The following is an 18,124-nucleotide window of genomic DNA, read 5'->3' on the forward strand; positions in this document are numbered from 1 at the left end:
ATGAGCACCGGCGACAAGCGGTCGACCGAGCAGGACGTGGCACAGCGGCGCGAGGAGCTGCTGCGGCGCCGGCTGGCCGGCAAGCGAGGGGGTCGCCGGTCCGTCATCACCCGGGCCGACCGGGAGCAGCCGCTGCCGCTGTCCTTCGGCCAGCAGCAGATGTGGTTCCTCAACCGCCTGGAGCCGGACAGCGCCGAGTACCTGGTGCCGCTGGTGCTGCGTCTGACCGGCGCCCTCGACCGCGAGGCGCTCGGTGCCGCCTGGACCGGGATCGTCGCCCGGCACGAGATCCTGCGCACCCGCTACGCGCTGGTGGGCGAGGAGCCGGTCCAGGTGGTCGAGGAGCCCCGCCCGGCGCCGCTGCCGGTCACCGACCTGACCGCCGTCCCGGCCGCCGAGCGCGAGCGGCACGCCCGCGCGGCGGCCGAGACCGAGATCGCCACCCCGTTCGACCTGGAGCGGGACCTCTCCGCCCGGGCCCGGCTGATCGCCCTCGCCGAGGACGACCACCTGCTGGTGGTCACCTTCCACCACATCGCCTGCGACGCCTGGTCGGTCGGCCTGTTCGCCGAGGAGCTCGGCACCCGCTACGCCGCGTATACGGCGGGCCGGGCCGACCCGCTGGCGCCGCTGCCGGTCCAGTACGCCGACTTCGCCGCCTGGCAGCGCCGCGAGGTCACCGGCGAGGCCCTGGAGCGCCAGCTCGGCCACTGGCGCGAGCGGCTCGCCGGCGTGCCCGTCCTCGACCTGCCCACCGACCGGCCGCGCCCGGCCCGCCGCGACCCGGCCGGCGACGCCGTCTCCTTCACCGTCCCCGCGGAGACCGCCCGCCGCGCCCTCGCGCTGGCCACGGCCCACGACACCACCCGCTTCACCGTGCTGCTCACCGCCTTCCAGGGCCTGCTGGCCCGTTGGACCGGCGGCAGCGACATCCCGGTCGGCGTCACCGTCTCCGGCCGCGCCCGGCCCGAGCTGCAGCCGCTGATCGGCTACGGCATCAACGTCGTCGTCGCCCGCCTCGGCTGGACCGGCGACCCGGCCTTCGGGGACCTCCTCGACGCCGGCCGCGCCACCGTGCTGGACGCCTTCGCCCACCAGGCGGTGCCCTTCGCCCGTCTCGTCGACGAGCTGCAGCCGGAGCGCGACGCCTCCCGCACCCCGCTCTACCAGGCCGACTTCATCCTTCGCGAGCACCAGGCCCCGGCCTTCGAGCTGCCCGGCCTGAGCGTGCGCGCCGAGACCGCCGACCGCATCGCCAAGACCGACCTCACCCTCGACATCGAGGACGCCAGGGACGGCGCGCTGCACGCCCGGCTGCGCTACGCCACCGCCCTGTTCGACCGGGAGACCGTCGAGCGGATGGCCGCGCACTACGTCCGGCTGCTGGACGCCGCCACCGCCGACCCGGCCGCCCGGCTCTCCGCCCTGCCGATGCTCGACGAGGCCGAGCTGGCGTTGACGCAGGGGCAGGGGCAGGGGCAGGGGCAGGGGCAGACGCAGACGCAGGGGCAGGGGCACGCGCAGACGCAGACGCAGGCGCCGGCCGGTGCCGACGGGCCGCTCGCCGTCACCGCCACCGCCACCGTGCCCGCGCTCTTCGCCGAGCAGGCCCGCCGCACCCCCGACGCGCCCGCCGTCCTGTTCCGGGACACCGCACTCGACTACCGGGAGCTGGACGAGCGGTCCAACCGCCTCGCCCGGCTGCTGATCGGCCGCGGCGTCGGCCCCGAGCAGCTGGTCGCCCTCGCCCTGCCGCGCTCCGCCGAGCTGGTCGTCGCCGTGCTCGCCGTACTCAAGTCCGGCGCCGCCTACCTGCCGATCGACCCGGCCCACCCCGCCGAGCGGATCGCCTTCCAGCTCGCCGACGCCCGCCCGGCCCTCGCCCTGACCGCCGCCGGCACCGACGGCCTGCTCACCGACCCGGCCCTCGCCCGGATCGTCCTCGGCACCGACGCCACCGCCGAGGCGCTCGCCGCACAGCCCGCCACCGCCCCCGCCGACGCCGAGCGGACCGTGCCGCTGCTGCCCGCCCACCCCGCCTACGCCATCTACACCTCCGGCTCCACCGGCCGCCCCAAGGGCGTCCTGGTCGGCCACGGCGCCCTCGCCAACCAGATGGCCTGGATGGCCGCCGAGTTCCCGCTCGCCGCCGACGACCGGGTGCTGTCCCGCACCGCGCTGACCTTCGACGCCTCGGTGTGGGAGCTGTGGCTGCCCCTGCTGACCGGCGCCGCCGTCCGGGTCGCCCCCGCCGAGGTGCTGCGCGACCCCGAGCTGCTGCTCGCCCACATCGCCGACCACGGTGTCACCGTCGCCCAGTTCGTCCCCTCGCTGCTCGCCGTGGCCGCCCGCGCCCACCGCCCGGGCGCGCCGCTGCCGCTGCGCCGGGTGTTCGTCGGCGGCGAGCCGATCGCCCCCGCGCTCGCCGCCGAGGTCACCGCCGCCTGGGGCGTGCGGATCCACAACCTGTACGGCCCGACCGAGACCACCGTCCAGATCACCACCCACACCTTCGACCCGGCCGCCGACACCGCGACCGTGCCGCTCGGCAGCCCGGTCCGCAACACCCGGCTGCACGTGCTCGACGCCGCCCTGCGCCCGGTCCCGGCCGGTGCGGCGGGCGAGCTGTACGTCGCCGGCCACCAGCTCGCCCGCGGCTACCTGCGCCGCCCGGAGCTGACCGCCGAGCGCTTCCTGCCGAACCCGTTCGGCGCCGCCGGTGAGCGGCTCTACCGCACCGGCGACCTGGTGCGCCGCCGCCGGAACGGCCGGCTGGAGTACGTCGGCCGCACCGACGAGCAGGTCAAGGTCCGCGGCTACCGGATCGAGCCCGGCGAGATCGAGGCCGCCGTCACCGGCTGCCCCGGCGTCCGGCAGGCCGCCGTCGTCGTCCGCGAGGACCGGCCCGGGGACCGGACGATCGTCGCCTACGCGGTGGCCGCGCCGGGCGCCCGGATCGAGGCCCGCGAGGTGCGCGAGCTGGTCGCCGCCCGGCTGCCCGAGTACATGGTCCCGTCGGCGGTCGTCGCGCTGGAGGCACTGCCGCTGACCCCCAACGGCAAGCTCGACCGGCGGGCACTGCCCGCGCCGGGCGCCGAGGACCTCGCCGCCCGCCGGTACGTCGCCCCGCGCACGGAGACCGAGCAGCGGATCGCCCGGGTGTGGGCCGAGGTGCTCGGCCTGCCGCGGGTCGGCGCCGAGGACGGCTTCTTCGACCTCGGTGGCGACTCCATCCGCGCCGTCCGGCTGGCCGGCGCGCTGCGCGAGGCCGGGTACGAGGTCGCCGTCCGGGACCTCTTCGAACACCGGACGGTCGCCGCGCTGGCCGCCGTCGTCGCCGACCGCGACACCCCCGCCGCCGCCACCGCGGTCGCGCCGTTCGCGCTGATCGACGCCGCCGACCGGGCGCTGCTGCCCGCCGACGCCGTGGACGCCTACCCGCTGTCGCAGGTACAGACCGGCATGCTGGTCGAGATGCTGACCGGCGAGGGCGGCAACGCCTACCGCAACATCAGCTCCTACCGGATCCCCGACACCGAGCCGTTCTCCGCCGAGGCGCTGTGCGCGGCCGTCGCACTGCTCACCGGCCGGCACGAGATCCTGCGCACCTCCGTCCACCTGGAGGGCTTCGGCCGCCCGCTGCAGCTGGTGCACGCGCGGGCCGAGGTCCCGGTCGCGGTGAGCGACGTGCGCGCCCTGTCGGCCGAGCGGCAGGAGCGGCTCGCCGAGGACTTCGGCCGCGAGGAGCGCGCCGCCTGGTTCGAGCTGACCGCCGCGCCGCTGCTGCGGATCGCCGTGCACATCGAGTCCGACGAAGCCTGGCGGCTCACCTTCAGCCACTCGCACGCCGTGACCGACGGCTGGACCGTCAACTCGCTGCTGGCGGAGCTGCTGGACTGCTACCGCGCGCTGCGCGACGGCCGGGAGCCGGCGGCGTCCGAGGCGCCCGCCGTGCGCTACGCCGACTTCGTCGCCGCCGAGCTGGACGCGCTGGCCGACCCGGCCGAGCAGGCGTTCTGGGCCGGGGTCGTGGGCACCCACGCGCCGGTGTCCGTCCCCGCCTCCTGGGCGGCGGCCGGTGGTCCGGTGTCCGCGGAGCCGCTGCACCTGCGCGTCCCGTACGGCGACCTGGCGGACGGGCTGCGCACGCTCGCGGCCGAGTCCGGCGCCTCGCTGAAGACCGTGCTGCTGGCCGCCCACCTCAAGGTGCTGGGCACGCTGTCCAGGGAGGAGGCCGTCCACACCGGCGTCGTGTACCACGGCCGTCTGGAGGCGGTCGGCTCCGACCGGGTGCTCGGCATGCACCTCAACACCCTGCCGTTCCCGGCCCGTCCGGGCGCCGCCCGCACCTGGCGCGAGCTGGTCGAGCGGGTGCGCCGCCAGGAGACCGAGATCTGGTCGCACCGCCGCTACCCGCTGCCCGCGATCCAGCGCGCCGCCGGTGTCGGCGGCGAGCTGCTGCCGGTGCTGTTCGACCACCAGGACTTCCACCAGGTCGACCGCGACACCACCGAGGTCGACGGCGGACTGCGCGACGGCGGCAACGAGTTCGAGCTCACCGCGACCTCCCGCGGCGGCGGCATCGACCTCAGCACCACGACCGCCGTGGTGAGCCGGGAGAACCTGGCGCGCCTCGGCTCGATGTACCGCGCCGTGCTGGCCGCGATGGCCGCCGGCGGGGAGGGCAGCGCCCGGGGCGCCGTCCTGCCCGAGGGCGAGCGCGAGCTGCTGCTCGGCGCCTGGAACGCCACCACCGGGCAGCCGGTGACGGAGGCCGTGCACGAGCTGTTCGCGGCCGTGGCCGCCTCCTCCCCGGACGCGGTGGCGCTGACCAGCGGCGAACTGCACCTGTCCTACCGGGAGCTGGACGAGCGGGCCAACCGGATCGCCCACCACCTGGTGGCGCTGGGCGCGGGACCGGACGTCATCGTCGGCGTCTGCCTGGAGCGCGGTCCGGACCTGATCCCGACGCTGCTGGGTGTCTTGAAGTCCGGTGCCGCCTACCTGCCGTTGGACCCGGTGAACCCGGCCGAGCGGCTGGCCTACATGCTGGCCGACGCGCAGGCGCCGATCCTGGTCACCCACTCCGCCGTCACCGCACCGGAGTTCGCCGGCACCCGGGTCGTCCTGGACCGTGACGCGGAGGCGATCGCGGCCCGTCCGGCCACCGCCCCCGTGACCGAGGTGCGGCCGGACAACCTCATCTACGTCATCTACACCTCCGGCTCCACCGGCCTGCCCAAGGGCGTCTGCCTCACCCACGCCAACGTCGTCCGCCTCTTCGACTCCACCCGCGACCAGTACGCCTTCGGCGCCGACGACGTCTGGCCCCTCTTCCACTCCTACGCCTTCGACGTCTCCGTCTGGGAGATGTGGGGCGCCCTGCTGCACGGCGGCCGCCTCGTCGTCCTCCCGCCGACGGTGACCCGCTCCCCCCAGGACCTGCTGGACCTGCTGGTCCGCGAGCGGGCCACCGTGCTGTGCCAGACCCCGACCGCCTTCCGCTCGCTGGCCGCCCTGGCCGGCGACGCCGGGGCAGCCGTGGACGGGCTCGCCCTGCGCGCCGTGGTCTTCGCCGGCGAGCGGCTCGACATGTCCGAACTCCGGCCCTGGACGGCCCGCCTCGGCGCCCACCGCCCCGCGCTGATCAACATGTACGGGATCACCGAGACCACCGTCCACTCCACCTACCACCGGGTGACCGAGGACGACCTCGCCCGCCCCGCCCACAGCCCCATCGGCTCCCCGCTCACCGACCTCACCATCCACATCCTCGACGCCGACGGGCAGTTGGTGCCGGTCGGCGTCCCCGGCGAGATCTACGTCGGCGGCCCGGCCGCCGCCCGCGGCTACCTCAACCGCCCCGAGCTGACCGCCGAGCGCTTCGTCCCCGACCCGTACGGTCCCGCCGGCTCCCGCCTCTACCGCAGCGGCGACCTCGCCGTCCGCCTGGCCGACGGCACCATGGAGTCCCTCGGCCGGATCGACAAGCAGGTCAAGATCCGCGGCTACCGCATCGAGCTGGGCGAGATCGAGGCGGCGCTGCGCGAGCACCCGTCGGTGCGCGACGCCGTGGTGGCGGTGCGCGAGGGCGAGGCGGGGGAGAAGACCCTCGCCGCCTACCTGGTCGTCGCCCCCGGCGCCACCCTGAACGCGGCCGAGCTGCGCACCTGCCTCGGTGCCGCGCTGCCGGAGTACATGGTCCCGGCGGCCTTCGTCGAGCTGGCCGCCGTCCCGCTGACCGCCAACGGCAAGGTCGACCTGCGCGCCCTCCCGGCGCCGGACCTGGCCGCGTTCGCGGGTGCGGCGTTCGTCGCGCCGCGTACCCCGGTGGAGGAGCGCATCGCCGCGGTGTGGGCCGAGGTGCTGGGCCTGCCGGGGGTCGGTGTCGAGGACAGTTTCTTCGACCTCGGCGGTGACTCGATCCGGGCCGTCCGTCTGGTCGGTGCGCTTAGGGCGGCCGGTTTCGACGTCTCGATCCCGGACATGTTCCGGCTGAAGACGATCGCCGCGCTGGCGGGTCGGGTGGCCGGTCAGGAGGTGACCGGTTCCCTGGTGGAGACGGTCGAGCCGTTCGCGCTGATCGGTGACCGGGACCGGGCTTCCCTCCCGGCGGGCGTGGTGGACGCCTATCCGCTGTCGCAGGTGCAGACCGGCATGCTGGTCGAGATGCTGGCCTCCGGTGACGAGCACGTCTACCAGAACATCAACTCCTTCCGGATCCCGGACAGTCGGCCGTTCTCCGCCGAGGCGATGCGGGAGGCGCTCGCCACCGTCGTCGCCCGCCACGACATCCTGCGCACCTCGATGCACCTGGACGGTTTCAGCCGGCCGCTCCAGCTCGTCCACGCACAGGTCGACGTCCCGCTCGCCGTGCACGACCTGCGCGGCCTGTCCGCCGAGGAGCAGACCGGGCGCGCGACGGCGTACGTCGCCGCCGAGCGGGCGGCGGGCTTCGAACTCACGGCCGCGCCGCTGCTGCGGGTCGCCGTGCACGTCGAGGCCGACAGCGCCTGGCGGATGACGTTCAGCCACATCCACGCCGTGACCGAGGGGTGGAGCTACCACACCCTGCTGATGGAGGTTCTGGCCTGCTACCGCAGCCTGGTCGAGGGCCACGGTCTGCCCGCGTACGAGGCCCCCGCCGTCCGGTACGCCGACTTCATCGCGGCCGAACTCACCTCGCTGGCCGACGCCGACGACCAGGCGTTCTGGCAGGACGTGGTGACCACCCACGCCCCGACCGCGCTCCCCGCCTCCTGGGCGGAGCAGGGTGCCACCCGCGAGAAGGTGCACGTACGGGTGCCGTACGGAGACCTGGAGGAGGGCCTGCGGGCGCTGGCGGCCTCGGCTAAGACGTCACTCAAGAGTGTGCTGCTGGCGGCGCATCTCAAGGTGCTGGGCATGCTGACGGTGGAGGAGTCCTTCCACACCGGCGTGGTCTACCACGGTCGGCTGGAGGCGCCGGGTGCGGACCGGGTGCTGGGCATGCACCTCAACACGCTGCCGTTCCCGGCGAGTCGGGGTGCGGCGCGTACGTGGCGTGAGCTGGTGGAGGGGGTGTACCGGCAGGAGACCGAGATCTGGTCGCACCGCCGGTACCCGCTGCCCGCCATCCAGCGCGCGGCCGGCGCCTCGGGCGACCTGCTCGGCATCCTGTTCGAGTACCTGGACTTCCACCAGGTCGACACCGACACGATCGACGCCACCGCCACCATGGGCGTCGGCGGCAACGAGTTCGGGCTCAACGCCATTGCCCGGGGCGGAAATCTGGGGCTGAGCAGCTCGACCGATGTGGTCGGCCGGGAGAACCTGGAGCGGTTGGGCGGGATGTACCGCTCGGTGCTGGAGGCCATGGCGGGGGACCCGGACGGGGACGCGGGTGCGGTGTTCCTGTCGGACACCGAGCTTTCGCTGCTGGGTGGTTGGGCTTCGGGTGGTCGCGTGGAGCGGCCGGCGGGGACGGTGCTGGACCTGTTCGAGGCGCAGGCCGCCGCGACGCCGGACGCCGTCGCTGTTGTCGCGGGTGACGTCAGGCTCTCCTACCGGCAGGTGGAGGAGCGGGCGAACCAGGTGGCGCACCACCTGCTCGCCGCCGGTGCGGTCGCGGACTCGCTGGTGGGCGTGTGCCTGGAGCGCGGTCCGGAGCTGGTGCCCGTCCTGCTGGGCATCTGGAAGGCCGGTGCGGCCTATCTGCCGCTCGATCCGACCCTTCCCGCCGAACGCCTCGCGTACATCCTCACGGACACGGCGGCCCCGGTCCTGGTCACCAGCACCGCACACACCGCCACGCTCTCGGCCGTTCACCAGGGCACCCTTGTCGTCCTGGACACCGACCGCCGCTTGAACCGTCGCCCCACCACGGCTCCGGCGCGTTCGACCGACCCGGCGCAGCTGGCGTATGTGATCTACACGTCCGGTTCCACGGGTCGTCCGAAGGGTGTGATGGTCCAGCACGCCGGTCTGGCCAACTACCTGGCGTGGACGGTGGACACCTACGCCTCGCACGGCAACGGTGGTGCCCCGTTGTTCTCGTCGATCTCGTTCGACCTGGGTATCCCCGACCTGTTCACGCCGCTGATCTGCGGCCAGGCGGTCACCCTGCTGCCGGACGGCATCGACACCGCCTCCCTGGGCGCGGCGCTCGCCGAGGCGGGTCCGTTCAGCTTCGTGAAGCTCACCCCCGGCCACCTCGACCTCCTCACGCACCAGCTGTCCGCTGAGCAGGCCCGCGACCTCGCCGGTGTGGTGATCGCGGCCGGTGACAACTTCCCCGTCTCCCTCGCCGAGCGCTGGCGGGAGCTGGCCGGCACGGACGGTACGAAGGTGGCAACGGAGTACGGGCCCACCGAGATCACGATCGGCAACTCCGGTCTGATCATCGACACCCTCCCGGTGACCGAGGCCATCCCGCTCGGTGCGCCGATCCCGAACACGGGCATGTACGTCCTCACCGAGGACCTGCGGCCGACCCCGATCGGCGTCGCGGGCGAGGTGTACATCGACGGGGCGGGTCTGGCGCGCGGCTACCTCGGCCGCCCCGACCTCACCGCCGACAAGTTCCTCCCCAACCCCCACGGCCCCGCCGGCTCCCGCCTCTACCGCACCGGCGACCTCGCCCGCTTCCTCCCCGACGGCACCCTGGAGACCCTCGGCCGCATCGACAACCAGGTCAAAATCCGCGGCTACCGCATCGAACTCGGCGAGATCGAAGCCCGCCTGCGCGAACACCCCCACGTCCGCGACGCCGTCGTGACCGTCCGCGAGCCGCAGCCCGGCAACAAGCGCCTCACCGCCTACCTGGTCCCGGCCGAGGACGCGACCCCCGACACCACCGCCCTGCGCGCGTACCTCGGGGCCGCCCTGCCCGACTACATGGTCCCCGTGGCCTACCAGCTGATCGACCGCATCCCCCTCACCGGCAACGGCAAGGTCGACCACCGCGCCCTGCCCGCGCCCGATCTGGCCGCCTTCGCCACCGAGGAGTACCTCGCCCCGCGCACGCCGCTGGAGGAGCGCCTCGCCGCCGTCTGGTGCGAGGTGCTGGACCTGCCGGAGGTGGGTGTCGAGGACAGCTTCTTCGACCTCGGCGGCGACTCGATCCGGGCCGTGCGCCTGGTCGGTGCGCTGCGTGCCGCCGGTTTCGACGTCTCGATCCCCGACGTCTTCCAGAACCGCACTGTCGCCGCCCTCGCCGAGCTGCTGGGCACCCGCGACCTCGGCCACTCGCTGGTCACGGCCGTGGAGCCGTTCGCACTCGTCACCGGGCGGGACCGGGCGCTGCTGCCGGTGGACGCCGTGGACGCGTACCCGCTGTCGCAGGTGCAGACCGGCATGCTGGTCGAGATGCTGGCCGGCGACGGCCGGAACACCTACCGGAACATCACCTCCTTCCGGATCCCGGACCCTCGCTCCTTCGACGCGGAGGCCATGCGCGCGGCCGTGGACACGGTCGTCGCCCGGCACGAGGTCCTGCGGACGACCATGCACCTGGACGGCTTCTCGCAGCCGCTCCAGCTGGTCCGCGCCGACGTCGCCGTCCCCGTGCTGGTCACCGACCTGCGGGGGCTGGAGCCGGAGGAGCAGACGCGGCAGACCCTGGCCTGGGTCGAGGAGGACCGCACGGCCGGGTTCGACCTCGCCGAGGGGCCGCTGCTGCGGCTGGCCGTGCACATCGAGGCCGACGACGCCTGGCGCCTCACTTTCAGCCACCTGCACGTGATCACCGACGGCTGGACGGTCAACTCCCTGCTGGTGGAGCTGGTCGCGGTCTACCGCGAGCTGCGCGACGGCCGGGAGCCGGCCGGGTTCGAGGCGCCCGCCGTCCGGTACGCGGACTTCATCGCCGCCGAGCAGGCCGCTCTCGCCGACCCCGCCGAGCAGGCGTTCTGGCAGGGCGTCGTGGACACCCACAGCCCGCTCGTGCTGCCGACCAGTTGGGCCGACGAGTCCGCCGACGCCAGTGAGCGGCACGGCCTGCGGGTCCCGTTCGCGGACCTGGAGGACGGCCTGCGCAAGCTGGCCGTCGAGGCGAAGACCTCGATGAAGAGCGTGCTGCTGGCCGCGCACTTGAAGGTGCTGGGCGCGCTGACCGCCGAGGAGGCGTTCCACACCGGCGTGGTCTACCACGGCCGCCTTGAGGCTCCCGGCTCGGACCGGGTGCTCGGTATGCACCTCAACACCCTGCCGTTCCCGGCGGGCCGGGGCGCGCGGAGCTGGCACGAGCTGGTCGAGGGCGTGTACGCCCGGGAGACCGAGATCTGGTCGCACCGCCGGTACCCGCTGCCGGCCATCCAGCGCGCCGCCGGCGGTGTCGGCGGTGTCGGCGCCCTGCTCTCGGTGCTGTTCGACCACCAGAACTTCCACCAGGTCGACGCCGACTCCGTGGACGTCGAGGCCACCATGGGCGAGGGTGCGAACGAGTTCGACCTCGTGGCCATCGCGAGCGGCGGCGCGTTCAGGCTCAGCTGCGCGGGCACCGTCTTCGCGGCGGAGAACCTGGCGCGGCTCGGGGCGATGTACCGCTCGGTGCTGGAGGCGATGGCGGCGGATCCGTTCGGTGACGCGACCGGTCCTGTTCTGCCTGAGGTGGACCGTGCGCTGCTGCTGGGGGTGTGGAACACGCCGGTGGAGCAGCCGGTGACGGCGACCGTGCACGAGCTGTTCGCGGCCGTGGCCGCCTCCTCCCCGGAGGCGGTGGCGCTGACCAGCGGGGACGTGCACCTGAGCTACCGGGAGCTGGACGAGCGGGCCAACCGGATCGCCCACCACCTGGTGGCCGCCGGTGCCGGTCCGGACGTGATCGTCGGCGTTTCGTTGGAGCGCGGTCCGGACCTGATCCCGACGCTGCTGGGCGTGTTGAAGTCCGGTGCCGCGTACCTGCCGCTGGACCCGGTGAACCCGGCCGAGCGCCTGGCCTACATGCTGGCCGACGCACAGGCCCCGATCCTGGTTACCCACTCCGCCCTGCCGGAACTGGAGTTCGCCGGTAACCGGGTGCTCGTCGACCGCGACGCGCAGGCGATCGCGGCCCGTCCGGCCACCGCCCCCGTGACCGAGGTGCGGCCGGACAACCTGATCTACGTCATCTACACCTCCGGGTCCACCGGCCTGCCCAAGGGCGTCTGCCTCACCCACGCCAACGTGGCCCGGCTGTTCACCGCGACGCGCGAGCAGATCGAGTTCTCGGCCGGGGACGTGTGGGCGCTGTTCCACTCCTACGCCTTCGACGTCTCCGTCTGGGAGATGTGGGGCGCCCTGCTGCACGGCGCCCGGCTCGTGGTCGTCCCGCCGACCGTCGGCCGCTCCCCGGAGGACCTGCTGGACCTGCTGGTCCGCGAGCAGGTCACCGTGCTGTGCCAGACCCCGTCCGCCTTCCGCTCGCTGGCCGCCCTGGCCGGCGAGGCCGAGGCAGCCGTGGACGGGCTCGCCCTGCGCGCCGTGGTCTTCGCCGGCGAGCGACTCGACATGTCCGAACTGGAGCCGTGGACCGCCCGGTTCGGTGTGCGGTGCCCGGCCCTGGTCAACATGTACGGCCCGACCGAGATCACCGTCTACGCGACCTACCACCGGATCGGCGACCACGACCTGGCCCACCCCGGCCGCAGCGTCATCGGCCACCGCCTGTCCGACCTCACCATTCACCTCCTCGACGCGGACGGGCACCTGGTGCCGGTCGGTGTCCCCGGCGAGATGCACATCGGCGGCCCCGGCCTCGCCCAGGGCTACCTGCGCCGGGCCGGGCTCACGGCGGAGAAGTTCGTCCCCAACCCCTTCGGCGCGGCGGGAAGCCGCCTCTACCGGACCGGTGACCTGGCGCGCTTCCTCCCCGACGGCTCGATCGACTTCCTCGGCCGGATCGACAAGCAGGTGAAGGTGCGCGGCTACCGCATCGAGCTGGGCGAGATCGAGGCCCGCCTGCGCGAGCACACGCTCGTCCGCGACGTCGTCGTGGCGGTGCGCGAGAGCGACGCGGGCGAGAAGTCCCTGGTCGCGTACGTCGTCCCGGCGGACGGGGCGGCGCTCGACACCGCCGCGCTGCGGGCACACCTGGCGCAGGCCCTGCCGGAGTACATGGTCCCGGCGGCCTTCGTCGAGCTGGCCGCCGTCCCGCTGAACGGCAGCGGCAAGGTGGACCTGCGCGCGCTTCCGGCGCCGGATCTGGCCGCGTTCGCGGGTGCGGCGTTCGTCGCGCCGCGCACGCCGCTGGAGGAGCGCCTCGCCGCGGTGTGGGTCGAGGTGCTGGGCCTGTCGGGGGTCGGTGTCGAGGACAGTTTCTTCGACCTCGGCGGTGACTCGATCCGGGCCGTGCGCCTGGTGGGTGCGCTTCGGGCGGCCGGTTTCGACGTCTCGATCCCGGACGTCTTCCAGCTGAGGACCATCGCCGCGCTGGCGGGTCGGGTGGCCGGTCAGGAGGTGGCCGGTTCCCTGGTGGAGACGGTCGAGCCGTTCGCGCTGATCGGCGACCGTGACCGGGCGCAGCTGCCGGCGGGCGTGGTGGACGCGTATCCGCTGTCGCAGGTGCAGACCGGCATGCTGGTCGAGATGCTGGCCTCGGCCGACGAGCACGTCTACCAGAACATCAACTCCTTCCGGATCCCCGACGCCGCGCCCTTCGACGAGGCCGCGATGCGTGCGGCCCTCGCCGTCGTCGCCGCCCGCCACGACATCCTGCGCACCTCGATGCACCTGGACGGTTTCAGCCAGCCGCTCCAGCTCGTCCACGCGCACGTCGAGATCCCGCTCACCGTGCACGACGTGAGCGCGCTCTCGGCGGAGCAGCAGCAGGAAGCCGCGTTCGCCTACGTCGACGAGGAGTACGCCGCCGGCTTCGACCTCACGGCGGCCCCGCTGCTGCGGATCGCCGTCCACACCGAGGGCGCCGACGCCTGGCGGATGACGTTCAGTCAGATCCACGCCATCACCGAGGGGTGGAGCTACCACACCCTGCTGATGGAGCTCGTCGCCGCCTACCGCAGCCTGCGGGACGGCCAGGAGCCGGCTCCCTACGAGGCGCCCGTCGTCCGGTACGCCGACTTCATCGCCGCCGAGCAGGCCGCCCTGACCGACACGGGCGTCCAGGCGTTCTGGCAGCAGGTCGTCGACAACCACAGCCCGGCCCGGATTCCCGCGAGTTGGGCGGCGGACGAAGCCGCGTCGCGCGAGACCTTCCACGCCCGGGCGCCCTTCGCGGACCTGGAGGAGGGCCTGCAGCGGCTCGCCGCCTCGGCGAAGACGTCGCTCAAGAGCGTGTTCCTCGCCGCGCACCTCAAGGTGCTGGGCATGCTGACGGTGGAGGAGTCCTTCCACACCGGCGTGGTGTACCACGGTCGGCTGGAGGCGCCGGGTGCGGACCGGGTGCTGGGTATGCACCTCAACACGCTGCCGTTCCCGGCGAGTCGGGGTGCGGCGCGGACGTGGCGTGAGCTGGTGGAGGGGGTGTACCGGCAGGAGACCGAGATCTGGGCCCACCGCCGGTACCCGCTGCCCGCGATCCAGCGCGCGGCCGGGAACTCGCGTGAGCTGCTGACCATCCTGTTCGAGTACCTGGACTTCCACCAGGTCGACACTGCGGCCGTGGACACGTCGGCCAACATGGGCAGCGACGCCAACGAGTTCGGCCTCAACGTCATCGCCCGCAGTGGCCGGATCAACCTGTACAGCACGGGTGCCGTCGTGAGCGGCGAGAACCTGGAGCGGTTGGGCGGGATGTACCGTTCGGTGCTGGAGGCCATGGCGGGGGATCCGGACGGGGATGCGGGTGCGGTGTTCCTGTCGGAGGCCGAGCGTTCGCTGCTGGGCGGTTGGGCTTCGGGTGGTCGTGTGGAGCGGCCGGCGGGGACGGTGCTGGACCTCTTCGAGGCGCAGGCCGCCGCGACGCCGGATGCCGTCGCTGTTGTCACCGGCGATGCTCGCTTCTCCTACCGTGAGGTGGAGGAGCGGGCGAACCAGGTGGCGCACCACCTGCTCGCCGCCGGGGCGGTCGCGGACTCCCTGGTGGGTGTGTGCTTGGAGCGCGGCCCCGAGCTGGTGCCGGTTCTCCTCGGTATCTGGAAGGCCGGTGCGGCCTACCTGCCGCTGGACCCGACCCTGCCCGCCGAACGCCGCGCGTTCATCCTGGAGGACACCCGCGCGCGGATCCTCGTCACGGACACCGAGGGGTCCTTCGAGGGCACCACGTTGCTGGTGAACGAGCTGATCGACGGACCGACAACCGTCCCCGCGCGTTCGACCGACCCCGCACAGCTCGCCTACGTCATCTACACCTCCGGCTCCACCGGCCGCCCCAAGGGCGTGATGATCCACCACGCCGGTCTGGCCAACTACCTGACCTGGACGGTGGACACCTACGCCTCCCACGGCACGGGTGGTGCTCCGCTGTTCTCCTCCATCTCCTTCGACCTGGGTATTCCGGACCTGTTCACGCCGCTGATCTGCGGCCAGGCCGTCACGCTGCTGCTGGACGGCCTGGACACCGCGTCGCTGGGTTCGGCTCTGGCGGAGGCGGGTCCGTTCAGCTTCGTGAAGCTCACCCCCGGCCACCTGGACCTTCTCACCCACCAGCTGTCCGCCGACCAGGCTCGCGACCTCGCGGGTGTGGTGATCGCGGCCGGTGACAACTTCCCCGTCTCCCTGGCCGAGCGCTGGCAGCAGCTGGCCGGTGCGGATGGTACGAAGGTCGCCACCGAGTACGGGCCCACGGAGATCACGATCGGCAACTCCGGCCTGATCATCGACACCCTCCCCACCACCGAGGCGATCCCGCTGGGTGCGCCGATCCCCAACACCGGCATGTACGTCCTCACCGAAGACCTGCAGCCCACCCCCATCGGCGTCGCGGGCGAGGTGTACATCGACGGGGCGGGCCTGGCGCGCGGCTACCTCGGCCGCCCCGACCTCACCGCCGAGAAGTTCCTGCCCAACCCGCACGGCCCCGCCGGCTCCCGCCTCTACCGCACCGGCGACCTCGCCCGCTTCCTTCCCGACGGCACCCTGGAGACCCTCGGCCGCATCGACAACCAGGTCAAGATCCGCGGCTACCGCATCGAACTCGGCGAGATCGAAGCCCGCCTGCGCGAACACCCCCACGTCCGCGACGCCGTCGTGGCCGTCCGCGCCCACGGTTCCGGCGAGAAGTCCCTCATCGGTTACCTGGTCCTGGCGGACGGCGTCGTGCTGGACGTGGCCGCGGTGCGCGAGCACCTCGGTGCCGCGCTGCCGGAGTACATGGTCCCGGCGGCCTTCGTCGAGCTGACCGAGATCCCGCTGACCGCCAACGGCAAGGTGGACCACCGAGCGCTTCCGGCGCCGGACCTGGCCGCGTTCGCCGGTGCGGCGTTCGTCGCTCCGCGCACGCCGCTGGAGGAGCGTCTCGCCGCCGTCTGGTGCGAGGTGCTGGGCCTGCCGGAGGTCGGTGTCGAGGACAGCTTCTTCGACCTCGGCGGCGACTCGATCCGCGCCGTGCGTCTGGTCGGTGCGCTTCGGGCGGCCGGTTTCGACGTCTCGATCCCGGACGTCTTCCAGCTCAAGACGATCGCCGCGCTGGCGGGCCGGGTGGCCGGCCAGGAGGTGACCGGCTCCCTGGTGGAGACGGTCGAGCCGTTCGCGCTGATCGGCGACCGTGACCGGGCGCAGCTCCCGGCGGGCGTGGTGGACGCCTATCCGCTGTCGCAGGTGCAGACCGGCATGCTGGTCGAGATGCTGGCCTCCGGCGACGAGCACGTCTACCAGAACATCAACTCCTTCCGGATCCCGGACGTGCAGCCGTTCTCCGCCGAGGCGATGCGCGAAGCCGTGGACACCGTCGTGGCCCGCCACGACATCCTGCGGACCACCATGCACCTGACCGGCTACGCGCAGCCGCTCCAGCTGGTCCACGGCGAGGTGCGGATCCCGGTCGGCGTTCACGATGTCCGCGGGCTGTCGGCCGAGCAGCAGAGCGAGCTCGCCTTCTCCTTCGTGGGCCAGGAGCGCGCCGCCGGGTTCGACATCGAGGCCGGACCGCTGCTGCGGCTCTCGGTCCACATCGAGTCGGACGCCGCGTGGCGGATGACGTTCAGCCACATTCACGCCATCACCGAGGGGTGGAGCTACCACACCCTGCTGATGGAGGTCCTGACCTGCTACCGCAGCCTGGTCGAGGGTCGCGGTGTCCCGGCGTACGAAGTTCCGGCCGTTCGCTTCGCCGACTTCATCGCCGCCGAGCAGGCGTCGCTGAGCAGCGAGTCCGACCAGTCCTTCTGGCTGGACGTCGTGGACACCCACAGTCCGGCCCAACTGCCCGCAGCCTGGGCCGGGTCGGAGGCTGTGCGCGAGCCGCTGCACCTCCGCGTCCCGTACCTGGACCTGGAGGACGACCTCCGCCGGCTCGCCGTCGACGCGAAGACGTCACTCAAGAGTGTGCTGCTGGCGGCGCACCTCAAGGTGCTGGGCATGCTGACGGTGGAGGAGTCCTTCCACACCGGTGTCGTCTACCACGGTCGGCTGGAGGCGCCGGGTGCGGACCGGGTGCTGGGCATGCACCTCAACACCCTGCCGTTCCCGGCGACTCGGGGTGCGGCGCGTACCTGGCGTGAGCTGGTGGAAGGGGTGTACCGGCAGGAGACCGAGATCTGGGCCCACCGCCGCTACCCGCTGCCCGCCATCCAGCGCGCGGCCGGGAACTCGCGTGAGCTGCTGACCATCCTGTTCGAGTACCTGGACTTCCACCTGGTCGACACTGCGGCCGTGGACGTCGACGCGACGATGGTCGACGGCACCAACGAGTTCGCGCTCAACGTGGTCGTCTCGCGCGGCAGTTTCGGACTCACCAGCGCGACCGATGTGGTCAGTCGGGAGAACCTGGAGCGGCTGGGCGGGATGTACCGCTCGGTGCTGGAGGCCATGGCGGGGGACCCGGACGGGGACGCGGGTGCGGTGTTCCTGGCGGACGCCGAGCGTTCGCTGCTTAGCGGTTGGGCTTCGGGTGGTCGCGTGGAGCGGCCGGCGGGGACGGTGCTGGACCTGTTCGAGGCGCAGGCCGCCGCGACGCCGGAGGCCGTCGCTGTTGTCGCGAGTGGCGTGAAGCTCTCCTACCGGCAGGTGGAGGAGCGGGCGAACCAGGTGGCGCACCACCTGCTCGCCGCCGGCGCGGTCGCCGACTCGCTCGTCGGCGTGTGCTTGGAGCGCGGACCGGAGCTGGTGCCGGTTCTCCTCGGTATCTGGAAGGCCGGTGCGGCGTACCTGCCGCTCGATCCGACCCTGCCCGCCGAACGCCGCGCGTTCATCCTGGAGGACACCCGGGCCACCATCCTGGTCACGGACACCGAGGGGTCCTTCGAGGGCACCACGTTGCTGGTGAACGAGCTGATCGACGGACCCACAACCGTCCCCGCCCGTTCGACCGACCCCGCACAGCTCGCCTACGTCATCTACACCTCCGGCTCCACCGGCCGCCCCAAGGGCGTGATGATCCACCACGCCGGTCTGGCCAACTACCTGACCTGGACGGTGGACACCTACGCCTCCCACGGCACGGGTGGTGCTCCGCTGTTCTCCTCCATCTCCTTCGACCTGGGCATCCCCGACCTGTTCACGCCGCTGATCTGCGGCCAGGCCGTCACCCTGCTCCCCGACGGCATCGACA

General features: G+C 73.0%; 1 protein-coding gene (cut by a window edge). It reads left to right on the forward strand.

The genetic code is table 11. The features are described 5' to 3' along the window. Positions 1–18,124, forward strand: partial view of a non-ribosomal peptide synthase/polyketide synthase gene (locus SM793_RS12115; RefSeq protein ID WP_320438125.1) — the 5' portion only. The gene runs 9,650 nt beyond the window's last position; 18,124 of the gene's 27,774 nt are visible here — the first part of the coding sequence; the start codon lies at positions 1–3; its stop codon lies off the right edge, out of view.

Origin of the sequence: Kitasatospora purpeofusca, assembly GCF_034043715.1 — a bacterium.
GTDB classification, from domain to species: Bacteria; Actinomycetota; Actinomycetes; order Streptomycetales; family Streptomycetaceae; genus Kitasatospora; species Kitasatospora purpeofusca_A.